We start from the raw sequence: 25,456 nt of genomic DNA on the forward strand, positions 1-25,456 counted from the left end.
GCATGTCCGCCACGACGACGGGCCAGCGCAGCGACCAGCCGGGCCGGATCATGTCCGGCGAGATGGCCGAGCAGCCCGCCGTGCTGCGCCGCATCCTCGACCAGGGCGCCCCGAGGATCCGCGAGGTCGCGGAGCGGATCGCCGCCCGCAACCCGCGCTTCGTCCTCCTCACCGCCCGGGGCACCTCGGACAACGCGGCGCTGTACGCCAAGTACCTGCTCGAAGTGGTGCTCGGCAAGCCCTGCGGGCTCACCTCCATGTCCACCACCACCGCGTACGGCGCCCGGCCGGACCTCACCGACGTGCTGGTGATCACCGTCAGCCAGTCCGGCGGCTCGCCGGACCTGGTCGCCTCCACCGAGGCCGCCCGCGCGGCCGGCGCGATCACCCTCGCGGTGACCAACAACGCCGACTCGCCGCTCGCGGCCGTCTCCGAATTTCACATCGACGTCCTGGCCGGGCCGGAGAAGGCGCTGCCCGCGACCAAGACCTACACCGCCGAACTGCTCGCCCTCTACCTCTTCGTGGAGGGGCTGCGCGGCGGCGACGGCGCGGCCGCCAAGGTGCTGCCCGACCTCGCCCAGCAGATCCTCGACCGCCAGGACGAGGTCCGGCAGCTCGCCGCGCGCTACCGCTTCGCCGAGCGGATGGTCCTCACCTCCCGGGGCTACGGCTATCCGACCGCCAAGGAAGCCGCCCTGAAGCTGATGGAGACCAGCTACATCCCGGCACTCTCCTACTCCGGCGCCGATCTGCTGCACGGCCCGCTCGCCATGGTCGACAACATCTCGCCCGTCATCGCGATCGTCACCGAGGGCAAGGGCGGCCAGGCGCTGCGGCCGGTCCTGGAGCGGCTGCGCGGCCGGGGCGCGGACCTCGTCGTCATCGGCAGCGCGGCGGAGGTGGAGCGGGCCTCGGCGGGGTTCGCCCTGCCGACGGAGGGGGTCGCCGAGGAGGTCCAGCCGATCCTGGAGATCCTCCCGCTCCAGATGCTGGCGTACGAGGTGACGATCGCCCGCGGCCAGGACCCGGACGCCCCCAGGGCGCTGGCGAAGGTGACGGAGACCCGCTGAGACGCACGCGCTCAGACGCACCCGAAAAGGCTCCCGCCGCCTCGGAGGAGGCGGCGGGAGCCTTTTCGCGCTGGGAACACCCGCGGGCCGCGGCGCCAGGGCGGGACCCTCAACCCACCCGGCACCGCAGCCCGGAGTTGCATCGGCCGAGCGGCCGACCTGAGGTTCCCGGGCGGTCAGGGCAGAGCGCTCCGGGTCCCCCGATCCGTCCTCCTGTGCGGGGAGAACGGAAGATCGCAGTGTCGATATTCTGGACTAGACCACTGCTGTCTGTCCATGCTTATGCGCGAATGGGCTCATCCCCCGATGAGGGTAGGCTCGCAACGTGCCCTCCATGAACGACCTCGTCCGCCAGCACACCGCCCTCGACGACTCCGACCTCGAGTGGCTCCACCTGCTGGTCTCGGAGTGGCAGCTGCTCTCCGACCTCTCCTTTGCCGATCTCGTCCTGTGGGTCCCCACCAGCGACGGCACCCGGTACGTCTCCGTGGCGCAGATGCGGCCGAACACCGGCCCCACCTCCTACCAGGACGACATGGTCGGCCATCTCGTTCCCCGCGGCCGTCGCCCGATGCTCGACGCCGCCCTCGACGAGGGCCGGATCGTCCGCGAGGGCGACCCCGAGTGGCGCGAGGAGGTGCCGGTGCGGGTGGAGTCCATCCCGGTCCGGCGGGAGAGCCGGGTCCTCGGTGTGATCGCGCGGAACACCAATCTGCTGACCGTACGGACCCCCAGCCGGCTGGAACTCACCTACCTCCAGAGCGCGTCCGACCTCGCCCAGATGATCGCCGCGGGATCGTTTCCCTTCCCCAACCAGCAGGTCGACATGGACGCCTCGCCGCGCGCCGGCGACGGGCTGATCCGGCTCGACGCGGACGGGGTGGTCCAGTACGCGAGCCCCAACGCGCTTTCCGCCTACCACCGGCTGGGGCTCGCCGCCGATCTCGTCGGTCACCATCTGGGCCGGACCACCGCCGAACTCGCCCCGGTGCGCGGCCCGGTGGACGAGGCGCTGGTGAAACTGGCCAGCGGCTGGGCGCCCCGGGAGTTCGAGGTGGAGGGCGGCGACGGGGTCATCCAGCTGCGGGCCATCCCGCTCAAGCCCAAGGGGCTGCACATCGGCTCGCTCGTCCTGCTCAGGGACGTCACCGAACTGCGCCGCCGGGAGCGCGAGCTGATCACCAAGGACGCCACCATCCGGGAGATCCACCACCGGGTGAAGAACAACCTCCAGACGGTGGCGGCGCTGTTGCGGCTACAGGCCCGCCGGATGGACTCCGCGCAGGGGCGGGAGGCGCTCAACGAGGCGGTGCGCAGGGTCGGTTCGATCGCGATCGTCCACGAGACCCTTTCGCAGAACCTCGACGAGCGGGTCGAGTTCGACGACATAGCCGACCGGGTGCTGTCGATGGTGGCCGAGATATCGCCCGGCAAGGTGACCGGCAGCCGCACCGGACGCTTCGGCATCCTCGACGCCGAGGTCGCCACCCCGCTGTCCATGGTCCTCACCGAGGTGCTGCAAAACGCGCTGGAGCACGGCTTCGGACCGGGGGAGCAGGGCACGGTCGAGGTCTCGGCGGTGCGCGGTGGCGGCGGCGAGGAGAGCCGGCTGATGGTGATCGTCCAGGACGACGGGCGGGGGCTGCCGGAGGGATTCGATCCGCAGCGGGCCGGAAACCTCGGGCTCCAGATCGTCCGCACGCTGGTGGAGGGTGAGCTGGGCGGGACCTTCGACATGGTGCCCGCCCCGGAGCGCGGCACCCGCGTGGTGCTGGACTTCCCGGTGGGCGCCGAAAAGCGCTGAGACGCCGACCACAACAAGTGAAAAGCGACGCTGACCACAACAAGTGAAAAGCGACGCTGACCACATCAAGCACCCGACCACATCAAGCACTGAGCCCCGGACCGTTCCGGTCCGGGGCTCAAAGCTCATGATGCTGTGCGCATGGGGGGTACTACGCGCTGCGGCTCGGGGGCCACGGGGTGCGGGCTTCAGGCGCTGGCGTTGCGTGCCCGGTTGCGAGCGGCACGGCGCTTCATCGCGCGGCGCTCGTCCTCGCTCATTCCACCCCAGACGCCGGAGTCCTGGCCGGACTCAAGCGCCCACTGCAGGCACTGCTCCATGACGGGGCAGCGGCGGCAGACGGCCTTGGCTTCCTCGATCTGCAGCAGCGCAGGACCGGTGTTGCCGATGGGGAAGAACAGCTCGGGGTCTTCCTCGCGGCAAACGGCGTTGTGACGCCAGTCCATGGCTGCTCCATCTCCTCGTATTGCGGGCTCGTTGCTTGTGAATGTGAACGCTTTCACGAATCCCTCGACAAGGGTAGGGACGCCGACCAGTCAGGACTGGTGCGGTCCCGTGGATTGAGGAGGGGGTTCGGGCTCTCAAGGGGGCCTTCCGGAGGCCGTCCCGATCGCCAAGAAGAGATTCGCAAACCTCGGCGGCGGATACAACCCCTTCCGGAAAGTTTTTTTTGATTCCTTGGTGTCGGCTCTGTCACAGCCGTACTTCCGGTGGGTGGATCCCAGGCTAAACGTTCGACTGGAAGGACTTTTTGGGGTCTGACTCACACAATCACACGCAGTGCACGGCGTACGCCTGTGAACGTCACGCTCGTACGCAGTCCCAGATGGTCACCGTCCATCTGGAACGGCAGTGGCGCCTGGGATTGCAAGGTGAAGTCCGTCAGATCGTGGAGCGACACCGCGCCCTTGCCGCGCGGTCCGCGCTCGGGGCTCGACATCAGCAGCTGGGTCGCATAGCGGGTCATCGCGGGCGCCGACAGCTTGGCCAGTCCCAGCACGTCGAGGGCGGTGTCGAAGGACGCCTTGGGGGCCGCGTAGACCGGGCGGTTGCCCAGATAGGTCCAGGGGGCGGTGTTGCAGACTATTGACAGCGCCAGCTCCTCGATCGGGTCCTCACCCGGCCGCTGGAGGGTGATGGTGCCCTGTCGCCGGTGCGGCTCCCCGATGAACTGCCGCACCATTTGCCGTATGTAAAGGGCATGCGTGGACCGCCTGCCGCGCTCGCGCTGCTGCTCGACCCGGCCGATGACGCTCGCGTCGAAGCCGAGGCCCGCGCAGAAGGTGAACCAGCGGGCCGGAACCGACTCGTCCCGGGTGCCCGGCGTACCGGCCGCGAGTCCGAGGCCCACGGTCCGCTCGGTGCCGTCCCGCAGTGCGTCCAGCAGGGCGCCGGTCGCCTCGACGGCGTCGTTGGGCAGCCCGAGCGCGCGGGCGAAGACATTGGTGGAGCCGCCCGGGACGACCGCGAGCCGGGGCAGCTCACGCGGGGCGGGGCCATGGTGAAGCAGTCCGTTGACGACCTCGTTGACGGTGCCGTCGCCGCCCAGCGCGACCACCAGTTCATGGGTGCCGCCGTCGACCGCCCGCCGGGCCAGATCGCGCGCATGCCCCCGGTACTCCGTGGTCGCCACATCGAGCTTCAGATCACTGGCGAGCGCGTGGATCAGAACGTCCCGGGTGCGGGCACTGGTGGTGGTTGCTGCCGGGTTGACCACGAGAAGTGCGCGCATGCGCGCCAGCCTACCCATCCGAGCCGACCGGCCCCAGGGGGGTCCGACCCTTCCGCCGGATCTGCGCGGCGTCCACGGCGCGAAGGCGGCTAGGCTGCTGGGGTGAGCAGTAAGAAGTCCGCTACCGCGAAGAAGGCGCAGAGGGCCACGGCGCAGCAGGCGACCGGGCGCAAGGCCGCGGCGCGGCCGGCAGCCAAGGCCACCGAGGCCGACAAGGCGACCGACGCCGCCGACGCCGCGCCCACCGGGCCCCGCCCCGCCCGGCTCACCGCCGCGGCGGTGCTGGCCGCCGTGGAGGGCGTGGTGCTGCTGGGCTTCGGCGCCTATGTGCTGATCATGGGGCTGACCGGAGATCCGGAGAGCCCCCAGCAGGCGGAGATGCTCGGGGTCACCGTGGTCGCGCTGGCCCTGCTCCCGCTGCTGGCGGCCCGCGGGCTGTGGCTGCGCCGCCGCTGGAGCCGCGGCCCCGCGACGATCACCCAGCTGATGGCGCTGCCGGTGGCCTGGACGCTGATGCAGAACGGCGGCGGGCTGATCGCCGCCGGTGTGGCCACCGCCGTCGCGGCCCTCGCCGTCCTGGCGCTGCTGATCAACCCGACGGCGACCGAGGCCCTCGGCATCGGCCCTCGCGACGCCTAGGGCGCCGTCCGCCCGGAGGGCGGGCCCCGCGGCGTCTGGTGCGTGTGATCGCGAGGTGGAGGGTCGTCCTCGTAGTGGGCCAACTCGGACGATCCCGACAACGCGGCGAGCGCGCGTGCCAGACGCCGCGGGGCAGGCGGGACTTTCGGAACACGTCCCAGGGGGCCGGGCCCGCCAAGGTTCTGCGCCGCTCACCGTCCTGGCCGGCCGCCCCCGCTACCGCTGGGAGGTGCCCTCGGCGGCGCCGCCGAACCGACAGAACGGTCGCAACCGACCGGACCCGCACCGGGACACCTCGCCACCGGGCACACCTCGACGGACGCGGTACCGGGGTCTTCTGACGGCGCCCGGCCGCGCGGCCGGTGCCCGGGAGAGCCGGGCACCAGGGGCCACGTGGGCTCCTACTCCTCGACCAGCAGCTTGTCGCGCAGTTGCGCCAGGGTGCGGGCCAGCAGCCGGGAGACATGCATCTGGGAGATGCCGACCTCCTGCGCGATCTGCGACTGCGTCATATTGCCGAAGAAGCGCAGCAGCAGGATCTTCTTCTCGCGCGGCGGCAGGTCCTCCAGCAGCGGTTTGAGTGACTCGCGGTACTCGACGCCCTCCAGCGCCTCGTCCTCCGCGCCGAGGGTGTCGGCGACCGCCGGGGACTCGTCGTCGGTGTCGGGTACGTCCAGGGACAGGGTGCTGTAGGCGTTGGCGGACTCCAGCCCCTCCAGCACCTCCTCCTCGGAGATGGACAGATGCTGGGCCAGCTCATGGACGGTCGGGGCGCGGCCATGCCGCTGGGAGAGCTCCGCGGTGGCCGTGGTCAGCGACAGCCGCAGCTCCTGGAGCCGGCGCGGCACCCGCACCGCCCAGCCCTTGTCGCGGAAGTGCCGCTTGATCTCGCCCACGACCGTGGGCGTCGCATAGGTCGAGAACTCCACCCCGCGGTCCGGATCGAACCGGTCCACGGACTTGATCAGCCCGATGGTGGCGACCTGGGTGAGATCGTCCAGCGGCTCGCCGCGGTTGCGGAAGCGCCGGGCCAGGTGCTCCACCAGGGGCAGATGCATACGCACGAGGTGGTTGCGCAGCTCGGCCCGCTCGGAGGAGCCCTCCGGCAGCCGTCGCAGCTCGGCGAACATCGCCCGCGCGCCGCTCCGGTCATGCGGATCGTGCTGCTGATGCGCCTGCTCGTGCTGATCCATGTGGTCCGCCCGCTCTGGTCGGTCTCCTGCCGCCTCCGAGTCCGCGGGATGCGGCCGGGACGGCGGGTGCGGGATGGCCGGGGTACCCACTCCCCGCGATGATGCAGTGCTCACGGAGCCCCCTTGTTCCGTCACGGCTGTCCGGGGCCGGCGCCGCGCTCCTTGTACAGGCTGATGCTGACCGTTCGGTCCTCGGCCACGGTCGAGTCCACCTTGCCCGCCAGTGCGGAGAGCACCGTCCAGGCGAAGGTGTCGCGCTCGGGGGCGCGGCCGTCGGTGGTCGGAGCCGAGACGGTCACCTGAAGTGCGTCGTCGATCAAACGGAAGACGCAGCTCAGCACACTGCCGGACACGGCCTGTTGCAGCAGGATCGCGCAGGCCTCGTCAACGGCGATACGCAGATCCTCGATTTCGTCGAGGGTGAAGTCCAAGCGGGCTGCGAGGCCGGCGGTCGCCGTACGCAGCACCGACAGATAGGCACCCGCAGCGGGCAGCCGGACTTCCACGAAGTCCTGGGTCCCGGGCTCGCCTGCGATCTGGGACACCCTCACCTCCAAGGTGACACAAGCTTGTTGAGCTGAGCTGATTGGAGCGTCGGCCCCGAACCCTTATGGTGGAGGGTGGACGGACCGGCGCTGTATGTAGTTCGGCTGCGACGCTATCGCGATCTGCGGTGCGATGTCGCCCGGACGAAGCACGGCCCCCATCACGGGTGAACCCCGCCCCGCAAAGTCGCGATATCACTCATAGTAAGCACATGAGTACGCAGCGTGGCTAGAGGGTTGGCGGTCTCAATTCGAAAGAGATGTCGCCTCACTCGCGGAATCGGTGTTCACAGTGGTGCTCACGGCGGTGCCCATGGCCTGCGCGGCCAGCGCTCGCAGGGGCTCTCCCGAGAGCCTGCGCACCGTCCATTCGTCCATCGGCTCCGCGCCGAGCGCGGCGTAGAAGCCGATCGCGGGCTCGTTCCAGTCGAGCACCGACCATTCGAAGCGGGCGTAGCCCCGCTCCACGCAGATCCGCGCCAGCTCGGCGAGCAGTGCCTTGCCGTGGCCGCCCCCGCGGGCCCGCGGGGTGACGTACAGGTCCTCCAGATACACGCCATGGGTGCCTGTCCAGGTGGAGAAGTTACGGAACCACAGGGCGAACCCCACGGGCCCGGCGGGCTCTCCGGCGCCGCCGGCCTCCTCGGCGATCAGCGCGAAGACCGCGGGATGCGCCCCGAAGAGCGCCTCGCGCAGCTGTTCCTCGGTGGCCTTCGCCTCCTGCGGAGCCCGCTCGTAGGCCGCCAGCTCCCGGATCATCGCGTGGATCGCCGGGACGTCGGACGGCGTCGCTGATCGGATCATGTGGTGAAGGCTAGCGGGCCGCGGCGACAAACGCGGCAGTCGATTCCGCAAGAGCGCGGAAAACGCGCGGGCCGCGACGGCCCAGGGGGTCCGGCCCCACCCGGCGCCCGGCCCTACACGATGAGCTGATCCACATAGCACCAGCGCCAGTCCTCACCCTCCTCGAAGCTGCGCATCACCGGATGGCCGGTCGCCTCGAAGTGGTGGGTGGAGTGCTGGTACGGCGACGAGTCGCAGCAGCCCACATGGCCGCACACCAGACACTTCCGCAGCTGGACGGGGTGGCTGCCGACCGCCAGGCACTCGGGACAGGTGCTGGTCTCCGGCTCCGGCTCGGGGCGCGGCAGTACGGGAACATGCGGACAGTCGCTCATGATTGCCAGACTAAAGCGCCGCGCGAGCGGAACACATGGACGACCGACGGGACGACCGCCGGGGACGGGGCCGGGCGATGGACGTAGTGCCGCTGTTGATGCTGGTCGCGGGGAGCGCGGTGGTCGCCGGCGCGGCCCGCCGGACGCCGGTGCCCGCACCGCTGTTGCTGGTGGCGGTCGGGCTCGTCGGCTCGTACGTACCGGGGGTGCCCGACTACACCCTGGACCCGCATGTCGTGCTGCCCCTGGTGCTGCCGCCGCTGCTGCACACCGCGGCGCTGGACAGCTCGTACCTGGATCTGCGCGCCAATCTGCGGCCCGTCGCGCTGCTCTCGGTCGGCTACGTCCTCTTCGCCACGGTCGCGGTCGGCGCGGTCGCCCATCTGGTGATCCCGGGCCTGCCGCTGGCCGCCGCCCTGGTGCTGGGCGCGGTGGTCGCACCGCCGGACGCCGTGGCCGCCACCGCCATCGCCCGCCGCATCGGGCTGCCCTCCCGGCTCACCACGGTGCTCCAGGGCGAGTCGCTGTTCAACGACGCGACCGCGATCACCGCCTACCGGGTGGCGGTGGCCGCGGCGGTGGGGGAGGGGGTCAGCTGGACCGAGGGGGTGCGGGAGTTCGTCTTCGCGGCCGTCGGCGGGGTCGTGGTCGGTCTGATCCTGATGGTGCCGCTGCATTGGCTCCGCACCCGGCTGCGGGACCCGCTGCTCCAGAACACCCTGTCGCTGCTCATCCCCTTCGTCGCCTACGCCGCCGCCGAACAGGTCGGGGCGTCGGGCGTGCTCGCCGTCGTGGTGGTCGGGCTCTACCTCGGACACCACTCCTGGCAGGTCGACTTCGCGACCCGGCTCCAGGAGGCGGCGGTCTGGCGGATGATCGACTTCATCCTGGAGTCGGTGGTGTTCGCGCTGATCGGGCTGCAACTGCGGGTCGTGGTGGCCGGTCTGGGGGAGTACGGGGCGGGCCAGGCCGCCTGGTACGCGGCCGTCGTCTTCCTGACCGTGGTGGCCGCCCGCTTCGTCTGGGTCTTCCCGGCGACCTTCCTGCCGCGGATGCTTTTCCCCGGCATCCGCGAGCGCGAGCCCGGCACCGACTGGACCGCCTCGGTCGTCGTCGGCTGGGCCGGGATGCGCGGGGTGGTCTCACTGGCCATCGCCTTCTCGATCCCGCAGACCGTGCACGGCGGAGGGCCCTTCCCGGCCCGCAACCTGATCCTCTTCCTGACCTTCACCACCGTCATCGGCACCCTGGTCGGCCACGGGCTCACCCTGCCCTCCCTGATCCGGCTGCTCGGACTGCCGGGCCGCGATCCACGGGCCGAGACGCTCGCCGAGGCGCAGGCGCAGAACGCGGCGTCGCTGGAGGCCGAGCGCCGGCTGGACGAACTGCTCGGCGATGAGCGCAACGCCCTGCCGCCGCCGCTCGCCGCCCGGCTGCGCACGGTGCTGGAACAGCGCCGCAACGCCGTATGGGAGCGGCTCGGGGCGGTCAACGAGGTGACCGGCGAATCGGCGGACGACACCTATCGGAGGCTGGCCCGGGAGATGATCGAAGCCGAGCGGAAGGTGTTCGTGGACCTGCGGGACGCCCGGCGGATCGACGACGAGATGCTGCGGTCGCTGCTGCGCCGGCTGGACCTGGAGGAAGCGGCGCTCTACCGGGAGGGGGCCACGGAGGATGAAGGGGCCTGAGCCCCACGCGAGGGCGCCTGAGGCTCCTTGCGAGGGTGCCTGAGCCCCGTGCCAGGGCGTGTGAGCCCCGCGCGAGGCCCGTGCCAGGGCGCGTGAGTCCCGTGCCAGGGCGCCTGGGGCCGGAGCCCCCGCCCCTCCGTGGCCGTCCGCCGTCCCCGGCGCTACTTGAGCCGCTCGCGGATCCGGGCGCGCATCGCGTCCATCGTGAAGCCCCGCGGATCCACCTTGCCCGGCTGCCATTCGAGGTGGCCGATCACCGAGCGCTCGGTCCAGCCGTGATGGCGGCACACGGCGGCCGCGGCCCGTGCGATCGCGTCCAGCTGCTCCTCGGGCCACGGGTCCTCGCCATCGCCGAGGTTCTCGCACTCGAAGCCGTAGAAGGCGCGGTTGCCGTCGGTATTGGCCTCGTTGTCCGGCGGCAGCGCCTTCTCGGCGATCACCGCCCGCAGGACGTCGTCGTCGCCCAGCCCGGCGTGGTTGGCGCGGCCGTAGCCGACCAGGTGGACCCCGCCGTCCTTGGCGATCACGCCGTGGCACAGCGGGCCGGGCAGCGACTCGAAGCCGTCCCGGCAGATCTCCACCGTCTCCTCGGTGCCGGAGGTGACGGTGTGGTGGATCATCACCCCGTGCACCGGGCCCCACGGCCCCTTGTGGTTTCTGTTGTGCTGCCGCCAGTCGCCGACCTGCGTCACCCGCACGCCCTCGTCCGTCAGCGCCGCCAGGAAGTCCCCCGCGGACATGGGTGAGGCCATGACCGCCTCCGTTCTGGTCGTACGGCGGGCCCCGGTCGCGGCCCGCCTGGTTCACCTGTGGGCTTACCCATCGCACATCGATAAACACATGGAGTGATGGACGGTCGGGTGAGGGTTTTGGGTGAGGGTTATCGTGCGAACCGATCCATTCGCTCGCCGTCGCACGGGAGACGCACCGCACCATGACGATGGACTACCAGGCAGTGCTGGAGGAGGTCGCGGCCCATGTGAAGCCGCGGATCGGCCGGGGCCGGGTGGCCCAGTACATCCCGGCGCTCGCCTCGGTGGACCCGGACCGCTTCGGGATCGCCCTCGCCGACACCGACGGCCGGGTCGCCGGGGTCGGCGACTGGGAGCGGCCCTTCTCGGTGCAGTCCATCTCCAAGGCGTTCAGCCTCGCGCTGGTGCTCGCCGAGGACGGCGAGAAGCTGTGGCGGCGGGTCGGCCGGGAGCCCTCGGGCAACCCCTTCAACTCCCTGGTGCAGCTGGAGTACGAGAACGGCATCCCGCGCAATCCGTTCATCAACGCCGGGGCGCTCGTCGTCACCGACCGGCTGCACACCCTTACCGGCGACGCCAGCACCACCATGCTGGACTTCCTGCGCGCCGAGAGCGGCAATCCGGACCTCGCCTTCGACCAGGAGGTCGCCGCCTCCGAGGCCGCCCATGGCGACCGTAATGCCGCCCTCGCCCACTTCATGGCCGGCTACGGCAACCTCGACAACCCCGTGCCGACCGTCCTGGAGCACTACTTCTGGCAGTGCTCGATCCGGATGAGCTGCCGGGACCTGGCGCTGGCCGGCGGTTTCCTGGCCCGACACGGGCTGCGCGCGGACGGTTCGCGGCTGCTGTCGCGCAGCGAGGCCAAGCGGGTCAACGCGGTCATGCTCACCTGCGGTACGTACGACGCGGCCGGTGACTTCGCCTACCGCGTCGGGCTGCCGGGCAAGAGCGGCGTCGGCGGCGGCATCGTCGCGGTGGTCCCCGGCCGCTGCACGCTGTGTGTCTGGAGCCCCGGCCTCGACGCGCGCGGCAACTCGGTGGCCGGAGTGGCGGCCCTGGACCACTTCACGACGCTGACCGGCTGGTCCGTCTTCTGACGTCCTTCCGGCCGCTGACGGGCGGAGGTGGCGCCCGGCCCGGCACGGCGGGAGCATGGAGGGTAGTGGTGGTGAGCAGGAGGTGTACCGCCATGCAGCATGAGATGCGCGGCGAATACGAGGAGGGCAGCTCCGGGCGGGTCGCGGGCGCACCGGTCAAGATCTGGCACATGGTCCGCGCCAACGGAACGACGGCGATGTGCGGACGGGAACTGGACCCGGACGCCGAGACCCAGGCCGCCGACCTGTGGGCCACGGGCGATTCGGGCCCCTTCTGCCACTCGTGCGGTGCGATGTATCTGCGCGAGGTCCCTTGAGCGCGTACCGGGAACGGAGGGCGCTGATCGGCGGCGGCGCCGTGGTGTGGACCCGTACGGCCGGCGCCGGACCGCAGCGGGTGCTCCCGGACGGCTGCACGGATCTGATCTGGAGCGACGCCGGACCGGCCGGCGAGCTGTTCGTCGCGGGTCCGGACACCCGCGCCCATCTGGCCTCCGGCCCGCCGGGCAGCCGCGCCGTGGGCCTGCGGTTCGCCCCGGGTACGGGTCCCGCCGTGCTCGGCGTACCGGCGCATGAACTCCGGGACCAGCGGGTGCCGTTGGCCGCGCTCTGGCCGGACGCGGAGGTCCGGCGGCTGGCCGAGCGGATCGCCGAAGGGATCGGCGAGGGGATCGGCGGGCGGATCGCCGGACGGGGCGCCGGGCGCGAGGCGGCTCCGGGACGCGTCCTGGAGGAAGCCGCCCTGGGCCGGCTGCGGACGGCGGAACCCCCCGATCCGGTGCTTGCCGCGATCGTCGCGGGGGTCTCGCGCGGGACGGGAGTGGCCCGGATCGCCGCCGCCGTGGGGCTGGGAGAGCGGCAGCTGCGCCGCCGCTCCCTCGCCGCGTTCGGCTACGGCCCCAGGACGCTGGGCCGGGTGCTCCGGCTGAACCGCGCCCTGGACCTGGCGCGCACCGGTGTCCGCTTCGCGGAGGTCGCGGCGGCGGCGGGCTACGCCGACCAGGCCCACCTCGCCCGCGAGGTGCGGACACTGACGGGCGTCCCCCTGGGCCGTCTGCTCCAGGGGTCAGGAGGGTAGCGGGGCGAAGAGGTCCACGCCGTTGCCGTCGGGGTCGAGGACCACCGCGTAGCGTTGCCCCCACACCGCGTCCCACGGCTCCTTCTCCCCGCGCGCACCCGCCGCCACGAGGTCCCGGTAGGTCTTGTCCACCTCGGCCGGGCTGTCGCAGAGGAAGGCCAGTGACACCCGGTGGGATCCGGCCGGCGGTGTCCAGTCCGGGTCGAAGGAGCGCACCGTCTCGACGGTGTCCCACATCAGCCGCGTCCCGCCGGGCAGGGTGGCCTCGGCGTGGGGCTGGGTGTCGGCCTCGGCGGGGAGGTCGAGGCCGAGGCTGCGGTAGAAGGCGAGGGACGCCGCCATGTCGGCGACGACCAGGCCGATGGCGTTGAATCGTGCTGTCATGCGGGCAGCGTAGGCAGCGCGCCGGCCGCCGGTCTTGAACGAATCGGACCTCCCGGCCGGGACCGCCGGGAGCCGCCGGGGGCCGTCGGGGGACCGCCGGGGCGCTGTCAGGGGCAGCGGATGACCTGGCCGGCGTACGACAGATTGCCGCCGAAGCCGAAGAGCAGCACCGGGGCGCCGGAGGGGACCTCCCCGCGCTCGACGAGCTTGGAGAGCGCGAGCGGAATGCTGGCCGCCGAGGTGTTGCCGGACTCCACCACATCGCGGGCGATCACCGCGTTGACCGCGCCCAGCTTGCGGGCGACCGGTTCGACGATCCGCAGATTGGCCTGGTGCAGCACCACCCCGGCCAGGTCCTCCGGGGCGGTACCGGCCCGTTCGCACACCTTCCGCGCGATCGGCGGCAGCTGGGTGGTGGCCCAGCGGTAGACGGTCTGGCCCTCCTGCGAGAAGCGGGGCGGGGTGCCCTCGATGAGGACCGCGCCGCCCATCTCCGGTACCGAGCCCCACACCACCGGGCCGATGCCCGGCCGCTCGGCGGCCACCACCACGGCCGCGCCCGCGCCGTCGCCGGTCAGGACGCAGGTGGAGCGGTCGGTCCAGTCGGTGGCCGCGCTGAACTTCTCCGCACCGATCACCAGGGCCGCGGTGGCCGCCCCGGCCCGGATGGTGTGGTCGGCGGTGGCGAGGGCGTGGGTGAACCCGGCGCACACCACGTTGAGGTCCATGGTGGCGGGGCAGGGCAGCCCGAGCCGGGCGGCGACGCGGGCCGCCATGTTGGGGCTGCGGTCGATCGCCGTGCAGGTGGCGACGAGCACGAGGTCGATGTCCGAGGGGGCGAGGCCGCTGTGGGCCAGCGCCTTGGCGGCCGCCGCCGCGGCCATCTCGTCGACCGTCTCGTCGGGGCGGGCGAGGTGCCGGGTGCGGATGCCCACCCGGCTGCGGATCCACTCGTCGCTGGTGTCGACCATGGCCGCGAGGTCGTCGTTGCCGAGCACTTTCGCGGGCTGGTAGTGGCCGAGCGCCAGTACGTGCGAGCCGGTCATCGGTCATCCCCTTCGCGCCAGTGCCGACATATCCACGCCTTTTGCGGGGATCTCGACGCACAGTCTGCGGTGTGTCCAAGCTTGAGGGGAGCAGACGTGCCGTGCGCTCGGGTTACTCACCAATCCTGGCCGCCGAGATCTGGAGCTTTCGGCCTTTCCCCGGCGGCGGGCCGAGGGCTGGGCGGCGGAAGGGAGCGACACCTGACCGTGGCTCAGGACAGGTGAGGGGTCTTAATAGGTCAACGTCATGTGCCTGGCCGTTCGTTGACTGGTCAGCCGGTAGATGGGTATGTCACCTACTGAAGGGCCGGCCTGGACCCCGGCGATGACCGGCGTGGCCGCGGGCTCCGGTGTCGCGCGCCTCCACCAGGTGGTCAAGGAGGCTTGCATGTTCGATGATCGGCCCGCCTTCGGCGTCCGAGTCCACGTGGTCGGCGGCGTCACCGTCGCCGAGATCGCGGGAGAGCTGGACATCTTCGCCGCGGGGCGGATCGTGGCTCGGCTCGACTCCCTCGCTCAGGTACGGTGCCCGGATCTGGTCCTGGACCTGCGGCCGGTCACGTTCCTGGACTGCGCCGGATTGTCGTTACTGTGCCGATTGCGCAATCGTGCGCTGGAGCGGGACGGGCGGCTGCGGCTCGTCATCGACGAACCGCGGTTCCTGCGACTGCTGCGCATGGTCCGGCTGGACGACGCCTTCGAGGTGCTGGAGGATCTGACGCCGGCGATCGCGGGGGCCGCGGGTCCGGCGACCGGAGGGGGCGGTGACGCCCTCGCCTAGGGCAAAGCTGACGAAGTGTCAATAACAAGAACCGAAATTCACTCGAACGGGCGGTCTTGACTCGTCGAATTCCGCGTCCCTGCCTCTGTAACCGGTGGTCACCCCTTTACGCTCGCGGGACGTCGCCTAAGGACCCGGCGGATTCGCACTCGATGCCCGACCCTGCCCGCTTCCGGGGACCCTGACAAGGTGAGGGGGTAGTGTGCCGTTCCGAGGGGATTTCGCGATGACGCAGCCAGGCGCCTCCCGGTATGCGCCGGTGCCGCCGGTTCACGGCGCTCATGCCGCCGCCGCGGACGGCGTCGCGGATGACACCGCTCCTCGCGTTCATACGTACCGGACCGGCGGGTACACCGTGGTGGAGCTCCATGGCGAGATCGACATCGCCGGGCTGGGGACTGTGGGGCCGTCGCTGGACGCGGCCACGACCGGGGACGAGCCCGCGGTGATCGTGGACTTACGGCCGGCCGCCTTCTTCGACTGTTCGGGCCTGGGACTGCTGTGCCGGGCCCATCGGCGTGTGGGGGAGCGGCACGGACGGATGCGGCTGGTCTGCGACAACGCCTTGGTCCTCCGCACCCTGCGGGCGGGGCGGCTGCTGGATGTGCTCCGCCCGGTCGCCACGCTGGACGAGGCGCTGCGACAGGAGTAGGCACCAGGAGCGGGGGCGGGCCTGGCCTGTGCGGCGGGGTGTCGTCGGGTCTCCGGCCGCTCCCGGGCCCGGCGGTCGGTCGGTCCCAGGTCCGGCGGCCGGTCGGCCTCAGATCCGGCCGTCCCGGGGAGGGGGCATCCGATGGCCCCGGTGCTGCCGTCCACGGCCCCAGGGGCGATGGCGGGACCGGCCGCCGCCCGGGTGGACGTCGTGGCTCTCGGCGGACATGCGGTTGCCGTTCTGGACATTGGTCCGGTGGATCAGCAGGGCGCCCACGGCGATCAGCGCGAGGATCACGACCACGGTGATCACGGTCTCCATGGTGCTCACCCACTCCCTGGGGCCGGGCCCCAGCTGGAGGGAATCCGGCCGGCTTGTTCGGAATGCTCCTGGTGTTTACACGGTACCTCCGGGCAGAGGCGGCGTCGTTTCTCGCCGGCCGCTCCCCGTGGGGTGCTCATCGGCGTCCGCGCACGCCGAACGCCCGCACCCGGCGTCGGGAACCAGGTGCGGGCGGTCAGGCCCTGATCCAGGGGATCAGTGGGTTCGGCGGGCTCAGCGGGCCGCGGCCGTCTGCTTCTCGATCGAGGCCAGACCGTTGGCCCAGAGCTGGTTGACGCGGTTGATCTCGTCCTGGTTCGGCTGCGAGTTGGTGCAGGAGGTGCCGGGGCCGCCACCGGACATCAGCTCGCTGCACGGACCCGAGTAGTGGTCCGGGAGGCCCAGCACATGGCCGGTCTCGTGCGCGGTGACCCGGGTGGAGTCGTACTCCTGGTTCTGGGCGTAGTCCAGGAAGACGTAGCCGCTGCCGTGGCCGTCGGTGCTCGCGTACGAGCCCCTGGCGTCGTTGCCCTCGCGGTAGGTGAAGTCCGGGTTGCTGCCCTCCTGGAGCTTCACGTTGCTCACCGCGGCGTTCCATATCTGGGTGGAGCGGGCTATCACCGACTGGAAGGTCGGGGCCTGGCTCGCGCTGTAGGTCACCGTGACGGCCGCTGACGTGCTGGGCGACTTCGCCCGCTTGGCCAGCGCCGACTTCATCACGGCCTTGATGAAGGCGTCGGTGTCGGCCCGCTCCGCACCGCTCGGGGTGTAGGCGGCGGTCGCGGCGCCCCGCTGAGCCGTGGTGTGGTCGGGCGTGGCGGCGGACGCGGGTACGGCGGCCAGGCTCGCCGCCAGGCCGAGGCCGATGGTCGCGGACAGCGCCAGCTTGGGGAGTGACATGTGGGGGGCTCCTCATCGTCCTCGGGCCCCGGTCGCCGTGTGGGGTGGCGACCGAGGCCGTGGGATGAACTCTTGGCTGACGCAGAGTCTTGAGGAGATCCGGCCGTACGCGGAGATATCAACTGGTGATAGGACCAGGGCATATCCCTCGCCGGCATCCGGGAGCCTGCCCGACAGCCCCCGTTTGACCGCCAGTTGACCGGTGTTTGACCACCGATTGATCATTTACGGTATGGGTTTGGTGCGGTTTCAGGCTCTGGTGTGACCGATAAAGGCGCAGTTATGCTCTCGCCGTGGAGCTCGAGGTGAGGCACCTCCGTGCACTGTGCGCCATCGCCGACACCGGCAGCCTACGGAAGGCGGCGCGTCAACTGGGCATGACCCAACCCTCCTTGACGACCCAGCTCCGGCGTATCGAGAACACCATCGGCGGCCGGCTGTTCTCGCGCGAGGTCACCGGCAGTCGGCCGACCCCGCTCGGACGGTCCGTGCTGTGCCGCGCCCGGCCGATCGTGGCCGAGATGAACGCCCTGGTCAGCGAGGTACGGCAGGAGGCGGGACGGACCGCCGACGCCCGGTTGCGCATCGGCAGCACGGGCAGCCGGGCCGTGGTCGGCTGGCTGCGCAGGCTCCGCGCCCGTTATCCGGAGGCGGACACCACCATCCACATCGACGTCTCCGCCAACGCGCTGCTCCAGATGGTGGCCGCCAACCAGCTGGACGTCGCCTTCGTCCACGAGGTCGAGGGCGCGCCGCTGCGGGTGCCCGAGGGCGTGGAACGCCGGGTGCTGGTGGCGCGGGAGCCGCAGTTCGTCGCGCTGGCCGAAACCCATCCGGCCGCCGCGCGGCCCGTGGTGCCCCTCGCCGAGCTGGCCGCCGACCAGTGGATGGTCGATCCCAGCGTGGACGGCGAGGGCCCCGGGCTGCGCCGGGTGCTGGCCGCGGCGGGGCTCAACCCGAGGGTGGTGTACGGGGACTATCTGACCGCCGCCGATCTGGTCGCCTCGGGCGAGGTGGTCACCCCGTGCCAGCCCACCGCCCGGTCCCGTCAGGGCGTGGCCGTGCGTCCGCTGCACGGCGATCCGCTGACGGTCCGGCTGTTCCTGGCCTCACGGGTGGCCCCGGCGGCCCGTACAGCGCCCGCCGCCGGACCCGCCGAGCCCGTTCGCCCTGCCGACCCCGCCGCCGAATCCGCCAGCGGACCCGCCGGACCTGCCACCGGACCCGCCACGTCCGCCCCGGGCGCGGCGCCCGGTGATCCTCTCGACGTCGACGCCCTCTTCGGCGACCTGGAGGACGCGTACTTCGAGATCGCCTGGGCCAGCCCCACGTACCGCCAGTGGCTGGTCCGCAACGAGAGCCCGCTGCTGCGCTTCCACGACGCCCGGACGCACGAGGCGTTCGACGCCATGGGGCTCGCCGGGCCCGCCGAGGTCTCGTAGCGCGCGAGTGCGGCCGGACGCACCGCGAGTACGGCCGGACACTCCGGCCCTGGTGACGCCCTCAGGTCAGGCCCGGGAACTCGGTGGGCAGCCCGACCGGGAGTGTCTGCTCCGACCAGATCGTCTTGCCCTCGGTGGTCTGCCGGCTGCCCCAGCGCTGGCTGAGCCGTGCGACCAGCAGCAGACCGCGGCCGCCCTCGTCGAAGGTGCGGGCGCGGCGCATGTGCGGGGCGGTGTTGGAGGCGTCGGAGACCTCGCAGATCAGCGCGTGGTCATGGATGAGCCGCAGCTGGATGGGCGGGACGGCGTGCCGGATGGCGTTGGTGACCAGCTCGCTGACGACCAGCTCGGTGGTGAAGACGGCCTCGTCGAGCCCCCATTCGGTCAGCCGCGCCGTGACATCCCGGCGGGACCGGGCCACGTACGCCGGGTCGGCGGGCACGTCCCAGGTGGCCACGTGCGCCGCGTCCAGGGTGCGGACGCGGGCGAGCAGCAGCGCGACGTCGTCCAGTACGCCCTGGCTGGGGAGGAGTGCCCGCAGAACGGAGTCGCAGGTGCCGTCCAGGGTGCCGACGGGGTGGGCCAGCGCGTCGGCCAGCAGCAGACGCCCCTCGTCCACATCGCGCTCCCAGCCGCCCATCAGTCCGTTGGTGTAGAGGGCGAGCACGGCGTTCTCGGGGAGTTCGGTCTCCATCGTCTCGAACGGCAGCCCGCCGACGCCCAGTGGCGGTCCGACCGGCACCGGCAGGAACTGCACGCTGCCGTCGGGCCTGGTCAGCGCTGGGGCGGGGTGCCCGGCCGCGGCCAGCGAGCAGCGGTGCGAGACCGGGTCGTAGACGGCGTACAGACAGGTGGCCCCCACGTCCCCGGTGGTCTCCCCGGCCCCGGTCTCCGCGGCCAGATGGATCACCAGGTCGTCCAGGTGGGTGAGCAGTTCGTCCGGTGGCAGATCGACATCGGCGAGGGTGCGGACCGCCGTCCGCAGCCGGCCCATGGTGGCCGCCGCCTCGATGCCATGCCCGACCACATCGCCCACGACCAGCGCGACCCGTTCCCCGGACAGCGGGATGACGTCGAACCAGTCCCCGCCCGCCCCCGCGCACGGCCCCGCGGGCAGATAGCGGGAGGCGACCTCGACCGCCGCCGGCTGGGGCAGGGACCGCGGCAGCAGGCTGCGCTGGAGGGCCAGGGCGGTGTCGCGTTCCCGGGTGAAGCGGCGGGCGTTGTCCACGCAGACGGCGGCCCGGGTGGTGATCTCCTCGGCCAGCAGCGCATCGTCATGGGTGAACGGCTCGGGGGTGCGGTGGCGGGCGAACACGGCCACCCCGAGCGTCGTGCCCCGCGCCCGGATCGGCACCGACATGATCGAGTGGATGCCGTACCGATGGAGCGTACGCGCGCGGTCGGGCTTCAGCGCGCCCCATGCGGCGATCGTGGGGTCGGTGACCGCGTGGATGACGGGCCGCTCCGCCAGCAGGCATTCGACCATCGGCGAGACCTCGGGGTAGCTGTCCACCTTCCCCACCTCCACCACGGATTCGGGGCTGCCCTCGTAGATGGACCGCCGGGCGGCGCGGCGCAGCCTGACCGGGCCGGTGAGCGGCCCGGACGGCAGCTCCTCTTCCTGGTCCAGCCGCTCCAGCAGATCGACGCTGGCGTAGTCGGCCAGCCGGGGTACGCAGACGTCGGCGAGCTCCTGGGCGGTCTGGTCGATGTCGAGGGTGCTGCCGATCCGTTCGCTGGCCGCGCTCAGCAACAGCAGCCGCTGGCGGGCCAGATACTGCTCGGTGATGTCGTGCGAGGCCAGGCAGACCCCCTCCACCTGGCCGTCGTTCCCCCTCAGCGCGACGTACCGGATCGACCAGGCGTGCTCCTTGGCCTCGCCGCCGGCGCGCAGGTACGTCTCCACATCGCGCCGCTCGCCGGTGGCCAGCACCTGGTGCAGAACCGTTTCGAGCTCCTCGCTCTGGAGCTTGCCGCCGATCTCCGTGAGCCGCAGGCCGCGCATCTCCGCTTCGGAGAGGCCGAGGACGCGGGTCATCTCGATGTTCGCCTTGCGCAGCCGCAGCCCGGCGTCGTAGATCGCTATGGGGCAGGGCGACTGTGCGTAGGCCCAGAGCACCAGCGTCTCGTCGTCGGGCCCGGTGGGCGGATTCTCCGCCCGAGGCGCCGCGGTCACCAGCAGCCAGTCGCCCTGCGGCGGTCCGCGGTGCGCCAGTATCCGCACCGGCACCTCATGGCCGTCCCGATGGCGCAGCGTCACCGTCCCGTGCCACCGGGGCTGGGTCCGGGCCCGGCGGACCTCGGCGGTCGCGGTGTCGCCCGGATGGGCCAGCAGCTCGGCGGCGGGCCGGCCCACGACCTGTGCGGGCGCATGTCCGAGCAGCCGATGGGCACCCTCGTTCCAGCTGGTCAGTGTCCCGTCATCGCTGACGGTGGCCCTCGCCGTCCCCGTCTCGTCGAAGCCCGCATCGGCGAAGCCGCCCCACTCCTGCGCGGAGCCGTTGTCGTGGCGCTCCATGCTCGCCATCCCTCCGGGGACGGCACCGGGTCCGTCCCCCAGGATCCCCTTCCAGCCTCGTCCACTCCGGGCCGGGCATCAACCACAGAGCGGACCGGAGCGGAGGACGCCGCCGGGTCGGACCCGGCCGGCCGCCCTGACCGGCGGGCCCCGCCACGTAACCTCGGTACGATACGGAGGGCCCCGCCATTTCGCAACCCCGGAGGTGACGCCATGCCCGCCCAACGTGCGGACGCCCGGCGCAACTACGCGCGCATCCTCGCCGTGGCCGAGGAGGAGGTCGCCGCGCACGGCGCCGACGCCTCCCTGGAGCAGATCGCCCGCACCGCCGGGGTCGGCTCGGCCACCGTGCGCCGCCACTTCCCCACCCGGCGCGCGCTGCTGGAAGCGGTCTTCCACGAGCGCATCGACGCCCTGGCCGTCCGCGCCCGCGAACTGGCGCAGGCGGAGGACGTACGGGCCGCACTGCTGGAATGGCTGGACGCGCTCACCGCCTACTCCGCCTCCGCGCGGGGCCTGGCCACCGCGATGCTGTGGGACCAGGAGGCCGATCCGGCACATGAGAACGCCTGCGTGGCGACCCTCTCCGAGGCGGGTGAGCCGCTGCTGCGCCGGGCCGAGGAGGCCGGCGCGGTGACCCCCGGGGTGACCGCGGCCGACCTGCTCACGCTGATCGCCGGCATCGTGCTGGCCACCGAGCGCCACCCGGACCCCGCCACCGAGGCGGACCGGCTGCTGCGCCTGGCCGTGGCGGGGATCAGCCCAGGGGGTGAGGGGACCACGGGCTGAGGTGGCCCATCGGGCGATGCGCCCGGTCACCAGCCGCGGGCCGCGCGGTGGAGACGATCCCGGACGCGTACGACATCCGGGTTGGCGTCGGCGCCTGGGCGCTGGACCAGGAAGAGGGTGTTCAGCGGCGGCTCATCCGGGTCGCGGAGCGGGACGAGGCGGCCGGTGGGTGTGCACCCTCCAGGGCCTGCCCGTCGCCTTGGCCCTGACCGGGGCGAGAGCCGACGAACGCGAGACCCTGCGGGAACCGCTCGCCACCGAACCACACTGTGGATCCGCAGGGCGAACCGCAGATGCGTATCGTCCTTCAGCGGGTGCAGGTCCCGTGCGAAGGGCCGCTCGTCGTCGGCGGGGCCGGTGCCGCCCATGTGCGGCCAGCTGCGTATCTCACTACAGCACGAGATACAGCCCGCACCCGGACCCATCAGGCACATCGACAAAGATCACCCTGACGAGCCGAAGTCAGTAGTTCTGTCATGTCTACGGACGTAAGTGACGTGCCTGATCACCGGTTTGGTGCGGGTGTGACGTGTGGGGGACGCGTGGCGCAGTTGAAAGTGAGTGACTGGTTATCGGCGAGTCGGATCCGCAGGTTCTCCGTGTCTGTGGATCTGTCTCTCCGGTACGGGTGGGGAGCCCTGCCCGTACCGGAGTCCGCGCCGGTCCCGGTCGCCTCATGCAAAGAAATTACTGACAAAGGAAGCGTGCTTCATGAGCAACCGAGCCCAGATCGAGACCCGCGAGATATCCGACGCCGACCTGGACGGCGTGGCCGGCGGCGTGGCCGGTCTGGCCCTGCAGGGCGGCCCGAGCTACCTGGAAGGCATCGGCAGCGCCGAGCTGGCCGGCCACAGCCTCACCGTGGACGGTGCGGCGGACCTGCGCAGCGGCCAGGCAGGCCTCAACGTCACCGCCGTCTGATCAGCCGTAACGGCTGAGCATCTTTGATGCCTGAACCCCCTCGGCGCACTGTCGCCGAGGGGGTTTCGTCATACGCAGGCGCCTCGCGGCCGTATGCGCGGGGCGAGGTTGACCCGGCCCTGCGTGTACACCTCCGCGTTCTCCTCCAGTCGGTAGGAGCGGTGGGTCACGGCGAGCGCGGATTCGTACTCGTGCCGCAGGTCCCGCAGCGTGACGTGCAGGGCCCCTGTGCGGACTGCTGCACTCGCTGCTCCGAACGAAACCGAAGCAGCCTGACACGAACCGGACCCGCCGAGCAGACCGCACCCGGTCCGTCATGGGCGCCGTGTTGGGCGGCCTGCGGACCGGGTGCGGGCAGGGAGACGCTGCAGGTAAACGAACTACAGGTCAGAGGGCATGATGCGAGATCAGGCCTTCTTGGTCTCCCAGAAGATCTTGTCGATCTGGGCGATGTAGTCCAGCGCCTTCTGCCCCGTGGCCGGGTCGGTCGAGCCCTTGGCCGCGCTCAGGGCCTTGAGGGTGTCGTTGACCAGCTGGTGCAGCTCCGGGTACTTCTCGAAGTGCGGGGGCTTGAAGTAGTCGCTCCAGAGCACCGAGATGTGGTGCTTGGCGAGCTCCGCGCGCTCCTCCTTGATGGTGGTGGCGCGGGCGCGGAAGTGCGGGTCCTCGTTGGCCTGGTACTTCTCCTGGATGGCCTTGACGGACTCGGCTTCGATACGGGCCTGGGCCGGGTCGTACACACCGCAGGGCAGGTCGCAGTGCGCACTGACCTGAACCTTCGGGGCGAACAGGCGGGAGAGCATAGAGCTGTCCTTCCATTCGTGATCGTCTTCTCAGGTGCGACATTACTCCGTGGGGGAAGCCTTTTCTCGGGTGCCCCGGGGGGCTTAGGTCAAAAGTCCGGTGTCAGGCTGGGACGCCTGGGATCGTGGTGGGTGCGGGTGAGGACCGGAGGTGCCGTGATGCGGGAGCAGCTGGGCGATCGCGGGCAGGAGCGTGACCGTGACCAGCGCGGACTGCTGCGGATCGGGCTGGCGGAGGTGTACAACCCCTCCATGCAGCCGACGCTGTACCCCGGCGACCAGCTGGTGGTGCGCTACGGGGCGCCCGTGCGGCCGGGGGACGTGGTGGTGCTGCGCCATCCGTTCCGGCAGGACCTGCTGATCGTCAAGCGCGCCGTGGAGCGGCGCGAGGGCGGCTGGTGGGTCAAGGGCGACAATCCGTATGTGAAGAACGACAGCCGGGAGTTCGGCGTCGTGCCGGACGAATTGGTGGTCGCCCGCGCCTGGGTGCGGCTGCGGCCGCGGCCGGGTGCGGGGCGCGGCGGTCAGCGGTCGGTGGCCGGGCTGGTCTCCTGGGCGGTGTCCGCCGTACGGCCGGTGCGCTCGCGGTCCTGGCGCCGGCCGCGCTCGGCGTCGGCCGTCCGCTCGGCGTCCAGGCGTTTGCGCGCACGGTAGGCGGCGACGTTGGCGCGGGTCGCGCAGCGGTCGGAGCAGTAGCGCCGGGATCGATTTGTCGATGTGTCGAGATAGGCGTTGCGACAGGGTGACGCCTCGCAGATGCCCAGCCGGTCGGCGCCCAGTTCGGTGAGGTGGAAGGCCAGCCCCATGGAGGCGGTGGCGGCGTATCCGGCGCCCGCGTTGGCGGCGTAGTCCGCGATGTGCATATGCCACTTGGGGCGGCCGTCCTCGTCGCGGATCTCATGGCCGGAGATCTGCGGGCTCACCGGGAACTCGATGAGCAGCGCGTTCAGCAGATCCACCGCCAGCACCTCGTCGCCCTCCGCCGCCGCCTCGAAGACGGCGCGCAGCCGGGCCCGGACCGACCTCAGCCGGGTGACATCGGCGTCCGTCGCCCGCCGGGCCGCCTGCCGGCTCTCGCCGAAGAGTGCCCGTACGGCCTCCACCGAGGTCAGGGTGTCCGTGCCGCGGCTGGGCTCCTCGCTGTTGACCAGGCGCACGGCGAGATCCGAGTAATAAGCCAGTTCCACTTGTGGTCCTTACGACGGGCGGTCTAGAGTCGGCAACAGGCGGGTAATGGGTGTTCTGCTTACGAGGGTATTACGGGGCAGGATCGCCGCAGATGACGACGCATGGCATGGAGGGGCGCGATGACGGACACCGTCGCCGTAGCGGACTGGCAGGCGTGGCAGCGGAGCTGGGACCGGCAGCAGGAGTGGTACCTCCCCGATCGTGAGGAGCGGTTCCGGGTGATGCTCGACGCGGTCGAGGCCGTCGTCGGTCCGGAGCCGAGGATTCTCGACCTGGCATGTGGCACGGGCAGTATCTCGGACCGGGCCCTGCGCCGGTTCCCGGGCGCCACCACCACCGGCATCGACCTCGACCCCGCGCTGCTGACGATCGCCCGCGGCCACTTCGCGGCCGAGCCGCGCGCCGAGTTCGTCACCGCCGATCTGCGCGACCCCGGATGGACCGAGCGGCTGCCGCACCGTGCGTACGACGCGGTGCTCACCGCCACCGCGCTGCACTGGCTGCGCTCCGAGGAGCTGCGGGTGCTGTACGGGCAGGTGGCGGGGGTCGTACGGGAGGGCGGGGTGTTCCTCAACGCCGACCACATGCCCGATCCGGCCACCCCCCGGCTCAACGCCGCCGACCACGCGTACCAGGAGGCACGGCGGGTCCGGGCCAAGGCCGAGGGCGCCCAGGACTGGGCGGACTGGTGGCAGACCGCCGCGCGGGACGAGGCGCTGGCGGAGCCGGTCGCCGAGCGCTTCACGATCTTCGGCAACCCGGCGAACGGCGACCACGCGGACGGGGAGACGCAGCCCGTCGCCTGGCATGTGGACGCGCTGCGCGCGGCGGGCTTCGGGGAGGCGCGGGCCGTCTGGTGCTCGCCCTCGGACTCGATGGTGCTCGGGCTGAAGTGATCCGAGGCGGCCCCCTGACCGGCGGCG

At 71.6% G+C, this 25,456-nt stretch carries 27 protein-coding genes and 2 pseudogenes; 15 read left to right on the forward strand and 14 right to left on the reverse strand.

What is annotated here, in order from left to right; all coding sequences use genetic code 11:
• The first annotated feature begins 2 nt into the window (after window positions 1–2).
• The gene (locus tag N6H00_RS26575; protein WP_268974346.1) at window positions 3–1,073 is read left to right on the forward strand and encodes an SIS domain-containing protein; all 1,071 of its coding nucleotides are present in this window, start codon (window positions 3–5) and stop codon (window positions 1,071–1,073) included.
• A gap of 334 nt (window positions 1,074–1,407) precedes the next feature.
• The gene (locus N6H00_RS26580; protein ID WP_268974347.1) at window positions 1,408–2,877 is read left to right on the forward strand and encodes a sensor histidine kinase; all 1,470 of its coding nucleotides are present in this window, start codon (window positions 1,408–1,410) and stop codon (window positions 2,875–2,877) included.
• A 188-nt stretch (window positions 2,878–3,065) separates the two neighbouring features.
• Here the strand turns inward: N6H00_RS26580 and N6H00_RS26585 are convergent, their stop codons facing one another.
• Both N6H00_RS26585 and N6H00_RS26590 read right to left on the reverse strand, forming a co-directional pair.
• Window positions 3,066–3,323 (reverse strand): WhiB family transcriptional regulator, encoded by a 258-nt coding sequence (locus N6H00_RS26585; protein ID WP_014054815.1) that lies wholly within the window; start codon window positions 3,321–3,323, stop codon window positions 3,066–3,068.
• A 317-nt stretch (window positions 3,324–3,640) separates the two neighbouring features.
• Window positions 3,641–4,609 (reverse strand): diacylglycerol/lipid kinase family protein, encoded by a 969-nt coding sequence (locus N6H00_RS26590; RefSeq protein WP_268974348.1) that lies wholly within the window; start codon window positions 4,607–4,609, stop codon window positions 3,641–3,643.
• Window positions 4,610–4,711: 102 nt separating this feature from the next.
• On the opposite strand from N6H00_RS26590, the gene N6H00_RS26595 reads away from it, so the two are divergent.
• Entirely contained in the window at window positions 4,712–5,248 is a 537-nt protein-coding gene (locus N6H00_RS26595) for a hypothetical protein (RefSeq protein WP_268974349.1), read from the forward strand.
• A gap of 401 nt (window positions 5,249–5,649) precedes the next feature.
• Here the strand turns inward: N6H00_RS26595 and N6H00_RS26600 are convergent, their stop codons facing one another.
• The 4 genes from N6H00_RS26600 to N6H00_RS26615 all read right to left on the reverse strand — a co-directional run bounded on the left by N6H00_RS26600 (window position 5,650) and on the right by N6H00_RS26615 (window position 8,164).
• Entirely contained in the window at window positions 5,650–6,555 is a 906-nt protein-coding gene (locus tag N6H00_RS26600) for an RNA polymerase sigma factor SigF (protein ID WP_432280637.1), read from the reverse strand.
• A 17-nt stretch (window positions 6,556–6,572) separates the two neighbouring features.
• Entirely contained in the window at window positions 6,573–6,986 is a 414-nt protein-coding gene (locus N6H00_RS26605) for an anti-sigma regulatory factor (protein ID WP_014054819.1), read from the reverse strand.
• A 246-nt stretch (window positions 6,987–7,232) separates the two neighbouring features.
• Window positions 7,233–7,790: a GNAT family N-acetyltransferase gene (locus N6H00_RS26610; RefSeq protein WP_268974350.1), complete on the reverse strand. Its 558-nt coding sequence runs from the start codon at window positions 7,788–7,790 to the stop codon at window positions 7,233–7,235.
• A 113-nt stretch (window positions 7,791–7,903) separates the two neighbouring features.
• Window positions 7,904–8,164 carry a UBP-type zinc finger domain-containing protein gene (locus N6H00_RS26615; protein WP_268974351.1) on the reverse strand — a complete coding sequence of 87 codons (261 nt, stop codon included), beginning with the start codon at window positions 8,162–8,164 and terminating at the stop codon, window positions 7,904–7,906.
• A gap of 77 nt (window positions 8,165–8,241) precedes the next feature.
• Here N6H00_RS26615 and N6H00_RS26620 point away from each other — a divergent pair, with 77 nt between their 5' ends.
• Complete coding sequence (locus tag N6H00_RS26620; RefSeq protein WP_268974352.1) at window positions 8,242–9,855, forward strand: Na+/H+ antiporter; 1,614 nt, start codon at window positions 8,242–8,244, stop codon at window positions 9,853–9,855.
• A 161-nt stretch (window positions 9,856–10,016) separates the two neighbouring features.
• On the opposite strand, the gene N6H00_RS26625 is transcribed toward N6H00_RS26620, so the two are convergent.
• Window positions 10,017–10,607: an N-acetylmuramoyl-L-alanine amidase gene (locus N6H00_RS26625; RefSeq protein WP_268974353.1), complete on the reverse strand. Its 591-nt coding sequence runs from the start codon at window positions 10,605–10,607 to the stop codon at window positions 10,017–10,019.
• A 188-nt stretch (window positions 10,608–10,795) separates the two neighbouring features.
• On the opposite strand from N6H00_RS26625, the gene N6H00_RS26630 reads away from it, so the two are divergent.
• From N6H00_RS26630 to N6H00_RS26640, 3 genes are all read left to right on the forward strand, one after another.
• Window positions 10,796–11,707, forward strand: coding sequence for a glutaminase (locus tag N6H00_RS26630; protein WP_268977121.1), 912 nt, complete (start codon window positions 10,796–10,798; stop codon window positions 11,705–11,707).
• A 92-nt stretch (window positions 11,708–11,799) separates the two neighbouring features.
• On the forward strand, window positions 11,800–12,024 hold the full coding sequence (locus N6H00_RS26635) for a hypothetical protein (RefSeq protein ID WP_268974354.1): 225 nt from the start codon (window positions 11,800–11,802) through the stop codon (window positions 12,022–12,024).
• Complete coding sequence (locus tag N6H00_RS26640) at window positions 12,021–12,785, forward strand: helix-turn-helix domain-containing protein (protein ID WP_268974355.1); 765 nt, start codon at window positions 12,021–12,023, stop codon at window positions 12,783–12,785. The genes N6H00_RS26635 and N6H00_RS26640 overlap by 4 nt, the downstream gene beginning before the upstream one ends.
• On the opposite strand, the gene N6H00_RS26645 is transcribed toward N6H00_RS26640, so the two are convergent.
• Together N6H00_RS26645 and N6H00_RS26650 are read right to left on the reverse strand one after the other, a co-directional pair.
• Window positions 12,774–13,169, reverse strand: coding sequence for a VOC family protein (locus N6H00_RS26645; RefSeq protein WP_268974356.1), 396 nt, complete (start codon window positions 13,167–13,169; stop codon window positions 12,774–12,776). The genes N6H00_RS26640 and N6H00_RS26645 overlap by 12 nt on opposite strands.
• A 107-nt stretch (window positions 13,170–13,276) precedes the next feature.
• The gene (locus N6H00_RS26650) at window positions 13,277–14,215 is read right to left on the reverse strand and encodes a beta-ketoacyl-ACP synthase III (RefSeq protein ID WP_268974357.1); all 939 of its coding nucleotides are present in this window, start codon (window positions 14,213–14,215) and stop codon (window positions 13,277–13,279) included.
• Between the two features lie 388 nt (window positions 14,216–14,603).
• On the opposite strand from N6H00_RS26650, the gene N6H00_RS26655 reads away from it, so the two are divergent.
• Both N6H00_RS26655 and N6H00_RS26660 read left to right on the forward strand, forming a co-directional pair.
• The gene (locus N6H00_RS26655; RefSeq protein WP_268974358.1) at window positions 14,604–14,996 is read left to right on the forward strand and encodes an STAS domain-containing protein; all 393 of its coding nucleotides are present in this window, start codon (window positions 14,604–14,606) and stop codon (window positions 14,994–14,996) included.
• A 226-nt stretch (window positions 14,997–15,222) separates the two neighbouring features.
• Window positions 15,223–15,648 carry an STAS domain-containing protein gene (locus N6H00_RS26660; protein WP_268974359.1) on the forward strand — a complete coding sequence of 142 codons (426 nt, stop codon included), beginning with the start codon at window positions 15,223–15,225 and terminating at the stop codon, window positions 15,646–15,648.
• A gap of 108 nt (window positions 15,649–15,756) precedes the next feature.
• Here N6H00_RS26660 and N6H00_RS26665 read toward each other — a convergent pair whose 3' ends face one another.
• Both N6H00_RS26665 and snpA read right to left on the reverse strand, forming a co-directional pair.
• Window positions 15,757–15,969 (reverse strand): hypothetical protein, encoded by a 213-nt coding sequence (locus tag N6H00_RS26665; RefSeq protein ID WP_268977122.1) that lies wholly within the window; start codon window positions 15,967–15,969, stop codon window positions 15,757–15,759.
• 234 nt (window positions 15,970–16,203) lie between these two features.
• A complete protein-coding gene (snpA, locus tag N6H00_RS26670) occupies window positions 16,204–16,869 on the reverse strand; it encodes a snapalysin (protein WP_268974360.1) in 666 nt (221 codons plus the stop codon).
• Window positions 16,870–17,174: 305 nt separating this feature from the next.
• Between snpA and N6H00_RS26675 the strand changes: the two genes are divergently transcribed.
• Window positions 17,175–18,311, forward strand: coding sequence for a LysR family transcriptional regulator (locus N6H00_RS26675; RefSeq protein ID WP_443073044.1), 1,137 nt, complete (start codon window positions 17,175–17,177; stop codon window positions 18,309–18,311).
• Window positions 18,312–18,372: 61 nt separating this feature from the next.
• Here N6H00_RS26675 and N6H00_RS26680 read toward each other — a convergent pair whose 3' ends face one another.
• The gene (locus N6H00_RS26680) at window positions 18,373–20,832 is read right to left on the reverse strand and encodes a SpoIIE family protein phosphatase (protein WP_268974361.1); all 2,460 of its coding nucleotides are present in this window, start codon (window positions 20,830–20,832) and stop codon (window positions 18,373–18,375) included.
• Window positions 20,833–21,045: 213 nt separating this feature from the next.
• Here N6H00_RS26680 and N6H00_RS26685 point away from each other — a divergent pair, with 213 nt between their 5' ends.
• The 3 genes and pseudogenes from N6H00_RS26685 (at window position 21,046) to N6H00_RS26695 (ending at window position 22,542) form a co-directional block, all read left to right on the forward strand.
• Window positions 21,046–21,621: a TetR/AcrR family transcriptional regulator gene (locus N6H00_RS26685; protein WP_268974362.1), complete on the forward strand. Its 576-nt coding sequence runs from the start codon at window positions 21,046–21,048 to the stop codon at window positions 21,619–21,621.
• A 169-nt stretch (window positions 21,622–21,790) separates the two neighbouring features.
• A pseudogene (locus tag N6H00_RS26690) lies at window positions 21,791–21,886 on the forward strand (IS982 family transposase); the annotation flags it as partial.
• 446 nt (window positions 21,887–22,332) lie between these two features.
• Window positions 22,333–22,542, forward strand: a complete 210-nt coding sequence (locus N6H00_RS26695; protein WP_268974363.1) for a type A2 lantipeptide — start codon at window positions 22,333–22,335, stop codon at window positions 22,540–22,542.
• Window positions 22,543–22,949: 407 nt separating this feature from the next.
• On the opposite strand, the gene sodN is transcribed toward N6H00_RS26695, so the two are convergent.
• Window positions 22,950–23,345 (reverse strand): superoxide dismutase, Ni, encoded by a 396-nt coding sequence (sodN, locus tag N6H00_RS26700; RefSeq protein WP_268974364.1) that lies wholly within the window; start codon window positions 23,343–23,345, stop codon window positions 22,950–22,952.
• A gap of 159 nt (window positions 23,346–23,504) precedes the next feature.
• Between sodN and sodX the strand changes: the two are divergent.
• A pseudogene (sodX, locus tag N6H00_RS26705) lies at window positions 23,505–23,813 on the forward strand (nickel-type superoxide dismutase maturation protease); the annotation flags it as partial.
• Window positions 23,814–23,869: 56 nt separating this feature from the next.
• Here the strand turns inward: sodX and N6H00_RS26710 are convergent.
• Window positions 23,870–24,532, reverse strand: coding sequence for a CGNR zinc finger domain-containing protein (locus N6H00_RS26710; protein WP_329618559.1), 663 nt, complete (start codon window positions 24,530–24,532; stop codon window positions 23,870–23,872).
• Between the two features lie 120 nt (window positions 24,533–24,652).
• Between N6H00_RS26710 and N6H00_RS26715 the strand changes: the two genes are divergently transcribed.
• Window positions 24,653–25,429, forward strand: coding sequence for a class I SAM-dependent methyltransferase (locus N6H00_RS26715; protein ID WP_268974366.1), 777 nt, complete (start codon window positions 24,653–24,655; stop codon window positions 25,427–25,429).
• Window positions 25,430–25,456 lie beyond the last annotated feature (27 nt).

This window comes from Streptomyces sp. S465 (assembly GCF_026898115.1).
In the GTDB taxonomy this organism is placed as follows: domain Bacteria; phylum Actinomycetota; class Actinomycetes; order Streptomycetales; family Streptomycetaceae; genus Streptomyces; species Streptomyces luomodiensis.

What these genes read in the sequence shown, in the direction of transcription:
- N6H00_RS26615 (WP_268974351.1), bottom strand. Translation starts at nt 8,164, where the DNA reads ATGAGCGACTGTCCGCATGTTCCCGTACTGCCGCGCCCCGAGCCGGAG.
- N6H00_RS26580 (WP_268974347.1), top strand. Translation starts at nt 1,408, where the DNA reads ATGAACGACCTCGTCCGCCAGCACACCGCCCTCGACGACTCCGACCTC.
- N6H00_RS26620 (WP_268974352.1), top strand. Translation starts at nt 8,242, where the DNA reads ATGGACGTAGTGCCGCTGTTGATGCTGGTCGCGGGGAGCGCGGTGGTC.
- N6H00_RS26625 (WP_268974353.1), bottom strand. Translation starts at nt 10,607, where the DNA reads ATGGCCTCACCCATGTCCGCGGGGGACTTCCTGGCGGCGCTGACGGAC.
- N6H00_RS26655 (WP_268974358.1), top strand. Translation starts at nt 14,604, where the DNA reads ATGTTCGATGATCGGCCCGCCTTCGGCGTCCGAGTCCACGTGGTCGGC.
- N6H00_RS26660 (WP_268974359.1), top strand. Translation starts at nt 15,223, where the DNA reads ATGACGCAGCCAGGCGCCTCCCGGTATGCGCCGGTGCCGCCGGTTCAC.
- N6H00_RS26610 (WP_268974350.1), bottom strand. Translation starts at nt 7,790, where the DNA reads ATGATCCGATCAGCGACGCCGTCCGACGTCCCGGCGATCCACGCGATG.
- N6H00_RS26665 (WP_268977122.1), bottom strand. Translation starts at nt 15,969, where the DNA reads ATGGAGACCGTGATCACCGTGGTCGTGATCCTCGCGCTGATCGCCGTG.
- N6H00_RS26685 (WP_268974362.1), top strand. Translation starts at nt 21,046, where the DNA reads ATGCCCGCCCAACGTGCGGACGCCCGGCGCAACTACGCGCGCATCCTC.
- N6H00_RS26715 (WP_268974366.1), top strand. Translation starts at nt 24,653, where the DNA reads ATGACGGACACCGTCGCCGTAGCGGACTGGCAGGCGTGGCAGCGGAGC.
- N6H00_RS26590 (WP_268974348.1), bottom strand. Translation starts at nt 4,609, where the DNA reads ATGCGCGCACTTCTCGTGGTCAACCCGGCAGCAACCACCACCAGTGCC.
- N6H00_RS26695 (WP_268974363.1), top strand. Translation starts at nt 22,333, where the DNA reads ATGAGCAACCGAGCCCAGATCGAGACCCGCGAGATATCCGACGCCGAC.
- N6H00_RS26680 (WP_268974361.1), bottom strand. Translation starts at nt 20,832, where the DNA reads ATGGAGCGCCACGACAACGGCTCCGCGCAGGAGTGGGGCGGCTTCGCC.
- N6H00_RS26585 (WP_014054815.1), bottom strand. Translation starts at nt 3,323, where the DNA reads ATGGACTGGCGTCACAACGCCGTTTGCCGCGAGGAAGACCCCGAGCTG.
- N6H00_RS26650 (WP_268974357.1), bottom strand. Translation starts at nt 14,215, where the DNA reads ATGACCGGCTCGCACGTACTGGCGCTCGGCCACTACCAGCCCGCGAAA.
- sodN (WP_268974364.1), bottom strand. Translation starts at nt 23,345, where the DNA reads ATGCTCTCCCGCCTGTTCGCCCCGAAGGTTCAGGTCAGTGCGCACTGC.
- N6H00_RS26575 (WP_268974346.1), top strand. Translation starts at nt 3, where the DNA reads ATGTCCGCCACGACGACGGGCCAGCGCAGCGACCAGCCGGGCCGGATC.
- N6H00_RS26635 (WP_268974354.1), top strand. Translation starts at nt 11,800, where the DNA reads ATGCAGCATGAGATGCGCGGCGAATACGAGGAGGGCAGCTCCGGGCGG.
- snpA (WP_268974360.1), bottom strand. Translation starts at nt 16,869, where the DNA reads ATGTCACTCCCCAAGCTGGCGCTGTCCGCGACCATCGGCCTCGGCCTG.
- N6H00_RS26645 (WP_268974356.1), bottom strand. Translation starts at nt 13,169, where the DNA reads ATGACAGCACGATTCAACGCCATCGGCCTGGTCGTCGCCGACATGGCG.
- N6H00_RS26630 (WP_268977121.1), top strand. Translation starts at nt 10,796, where the DNA reads ATGGACTACCAGGCAGTGCTGGAGGAGGTCGCGGCCCATGTGAAGCCG.